1 protein-coding gene and 1 pseudogene are annotated in these 3,645 nt (G+C 69.8%); both read right to left on the bottom strand.

Going from position 1 to position 3,645, the window contains the following annotated elements; genetic code table 11:
• Positions 1–438: 438 nt before the first annotated feature.
• Positions 439–2,796: a glycoside hydrolase family 97 catalytic domain-containing protein gene (locus ACFWIC_RS40865; RefSeq protein ID WP_380522256.1), complete on the bottom strand. Its 2,358-nt coding sequence runs from the start codon at positions 2,794–2,796 to the stop codon at positions 439–441.
• Positions 2,797–3,323: 527 nt separating this feature from the next.
• Positions 3,324–3,645: pseudogene (locus ACFWIC_RS40870) on the bottom strand (sugar ABC transporter substrate-binding protein); the annotation flags it as partial.

The following is a 3,645-nucleotide window of genomic DNA, read 5'->3' on the forward strand; positions in this document are numbered from 1 at the left end:
CCGGCCCCGTTCTCGCCCATCAGCGCGGTGATCTGGCCGGCGGGAAAGTCGAGGGTCACACCGTCCAGGGCCTGCACCGCACCGAACCGCTTGGTAACCTGGTGCACCCCGGCTAACCCCACGGAGTCCGAGCCGGTGGGCGGACGAGGATCGGCCGGTATCGGGCCGGGTCGGGTCATGACGGTTGTTCACCTCGAAGACATCGGCGGGACTGAACGAAGGGCCGGTAAGGGCAGGTGAGGAGGGGTGAGGCCCCGGCCGGCGGGGGGATGACCGGCCGGGGCTGTTCAGGGAGGTCTGGCGCCATGTCGTACATTGGGGTGCAGGGACGCGGATGTCCTTGGCGTTGATGAACGCGGTGCGGTGGGGGCGGGGGTCGGGGTGGACGGATCTGGTTGCTGCCCGCCCACCCATCACGCCCGCCGGCGGGCGTAGGGGTTAGGCGATGGTGAAGGTCTGGCGGATGCCGCTGGGATCGTAGGGGCGCTGCTCGAACTGGTCGCCCGAGGCGGGTCCTGCGGTGAGGTACAGGTTGCTCAAGCGGTTGAGGATGCGGACGCGAGCGCTGCCGGCGTCCTCCAGCAGCCATTCGTCGTTGGTGTTGACGCCAGGGGCGTACGCGTACTGGACGATCTTCGCGCCGGCGCTCTGGGACGCCCCGAACACGACGACGTCCTTGCCGCTGTTCTGGTTGACGATGCGTACATAACCGTCGCCCAGCGACCTGAACTCGAAGTACTGGTTCGGGGTGCCATGACTCGCCCGGCGAAGGATCTGGGCGCCGTCTGCGGTGCTGGAGTCGCGAACGGCGATGACCTGGTTGGTCCCGACGATCATGACGGGGTGGTACCCGGCCGACACGGTGTGGACCCGGGTCAGCTTGACGGCATGGCCGCCGTTCGCGACGGCCGGGACGCTTAGCGTCTGGCCGGCCTGGATGGTCTGGCTGGTGCGCACCAGTCCACCGGTGCCGTCGGTGGTGATCTCCGCGAGCCAGGTGCCACTGCCGAGGAACGCCGTCGGGTAACTGATCGTCCTCGCGCTTCCGGAGTTGAGCGCCCCGACGAACCACCGCTCCCCACTGCGCCGGGCGATGACCGCACCGGTGAGCGGATCACCGGAGACAAACCTCGTCTCGTCCCACACCGTGGGCAGGTTGCGCAGCCAGCGCTGCGACTCGGGGCGGGCCTGGTTCTCGGCGATCCAACCGCCGGGCAGAGTGATGCCGCTGTCCAGCAGGACGCCGAGGGCGAGCTCCGCGGCGTCGCTGTTCGGGTTCAACTGCTGGAATCCCATCGGTGAGTAGTCGGTCGGGCCGACCGCGCCGCGGGTGAACGGAAGCGCCGCCACGGTCCCGATGGTCCGGGAGCCGAACCCTCTGCCGTATTCCTCGCCCCTGACGGCCTCGCTGGTCAGTACCTGCGGCCAGGTCCGGTGCACACCGACCGGCAGGCGGTTGCCGTGGAAGTCGACCATGAGGCGGTAGCGAGCGGCGTCGGCCAAGGCGACGTCGTACCACTGCTGCTTCACCTGCGTTTCTTCGTCGATGAAGTCCAGCTTCACGCCTACGATGCCCCAGCCGGTGATCTTGGTGAACTCGGCGTCACGCTGGGCCTGCGTGGCCAGGTCCTTCGAGTCGTACCACAACATGATCTTCACGCCGCGGTCGAGTCCGTAGGCGACGAGCGCGGGAATGATCGAGGGATTGTCCTTCCACCCGTCATCGACCATCATGTAGGGCCAACCCTGCGAGGACGCGTAGTCGACCCACGTCTTGAGCTTGTCCAGGTTGGCCTGGCCCGCCCGGCCTTCGCCGAACCACGCCCATGCGGAGATGCCCGGCTTGATCCACGAGGTGTCGGCGACCTTCGACGGGGGCGCCACATCGTCGACCAGCGTCGACTCGACCACCGTCGCGGTGCTGCCTATCGCGGCGACCCGCCATGGCGTCGAGATGGCGGAGCCGGTGACGACCTGAGTGTCGGCCAGCTTCACCGTGAACCGACCGGTGCCCAGGGTGTGGGTGAACCGGCCGCCCGAGTAGTGGCCGCCCACACCGGACTCCGCGAGCAGCACCCGGGTACCGTTGGAGAGCTGGGCGAACATCGCCATCCCGTACTCCCCGGTCGGCACGACAGAGACCTGGGAGGTGCCGATCTCGCCCTCGTGGGCGCTGTTGTAGTAGCCGAGCTCGTGGGTGAGCTGGGCGTCGGACGGGAGTTCGAACGACGTGCTCTCGTTCAGGATCGTCGCGGCCGACGGCAGTTCGTAACGCAGGGCCACGCCGTCGGGGGAGGTGCGCACGAGGACGGTGATCCGCGCGGTGCCCTTGCCGAACACCAGCCGGGTCTCGGTCGCCGTCCGGGTCCGGGTCCGGGACTTTCCGGCCATGACCGTGTAGGTGTCGGTGACGGGGGTGTCGGTGCGGCTGACGAACTCCAGCCCGGTGCTGTAGTCGACCGTGCTGGTCACCAGCCCGATCGGCGCGGGGATCAGGGCCTGCTTGCAGTCCCAGGTCGCGCCGAGGGTGAGGGCGCCACTGGCGTTCAGGGCCACGGTGGCGCGCACGCCGTCGCAGCCGGAACCGGAGGCGCCGGGTTGGACCGAGGTCCAGCTTCCCGGCACGGCCGCGGTCGCCGGCAGGGCGGGCAGCGCGAACGCCCCGGCCGACAGGGCCGCGGTCGCCGCGATGCCGCGGCGCGACCGCCGCCGCCCTCTGCCGACGAGCAGCACGGGCCTGGTCGGGGAGGGTGCCACGGGTACCTCGCGGTTCCACGGCACGAGGGAGAACTGCATGTCAATCTCCAGAGGTGGGGGGTGGGGTGGGGTGGTGAGCACGGTGGCCGACGGATACGCTCGCCGGCCGGACGCCCCTTGCGGGGCCGGGGCGATGGCCGCGGGGATGAACCGGCCGGAGCGGTGGGTCCGGTCGGGGCTAGCACAATCTGTCGGTTCAGGTGGCGGGGATGTCGAGGTGGGCGCCGCGCCGGTGGCGTACCGCTATAGGGCTCCGGGCGCGGAGGGCTGCGGCGGTGACGGCCTCAGTGCGGGTGGTGACCCGCTGGATGAAGCTGTGGGTTCCGTGGCAGCCGTCGGGTTTGCGGGTGGGGAGGGTGACCATCCAGCAGGGGGTCGCGTCCGGGCCCGTCCTGTGGTCGAGGGGGGTGGTACGGGGGCGACCGGGTGGCGTTCGGTGGTGTCGGCCGCGGGATGGGGTGTCTTCCGCCGGTTTCCTGGCCTGGTGTCCGGCGGAAGCGTCCCTGAGGTGCGTCCGGCCCTGCCAGGGCAGGCCGGAACTGAGGGATACGGTGCGGTGTGGCGGGTCAGCTGCAGGTGGCGCCGCTGGTCTTGAAGGTGGTGGCGTCGACCATGGTGGTGGGGGCGAAGGCTTCGGCGGGCATGGCCTTGCCGTTCTTGAGGTTGTCGTAGAGGGTCTGGACGGCCAGCGCGCCGACGTCCTTGCCGTTGATGAAGAGGGCGGCGCGCATGCCGGTGGGCTTGCCGCTGTTCCAGTTCTTGCAGGCGAGGTAGGCGCCGAGGCCGACGCCGGTGACGTGGTCGGCCTTGAAGCCGGCGTTCTCCAGGGCGGTGACGCCGCCTTGGACGTTCTCGTCGTTGCAGCCCCAGACGACCCAGTTCTTGACG

Origin of the sequence: Kitasatospora sp. NPDC127035 (assembly GCF_042726075.1) — a bacterium.
In the GTDB taxonomy this organism is placed as follows: Bacteria; Actinomycetota; Actinomycetes; order Streptomycetales; family Streptomycetaceae; genus Kitasatospora.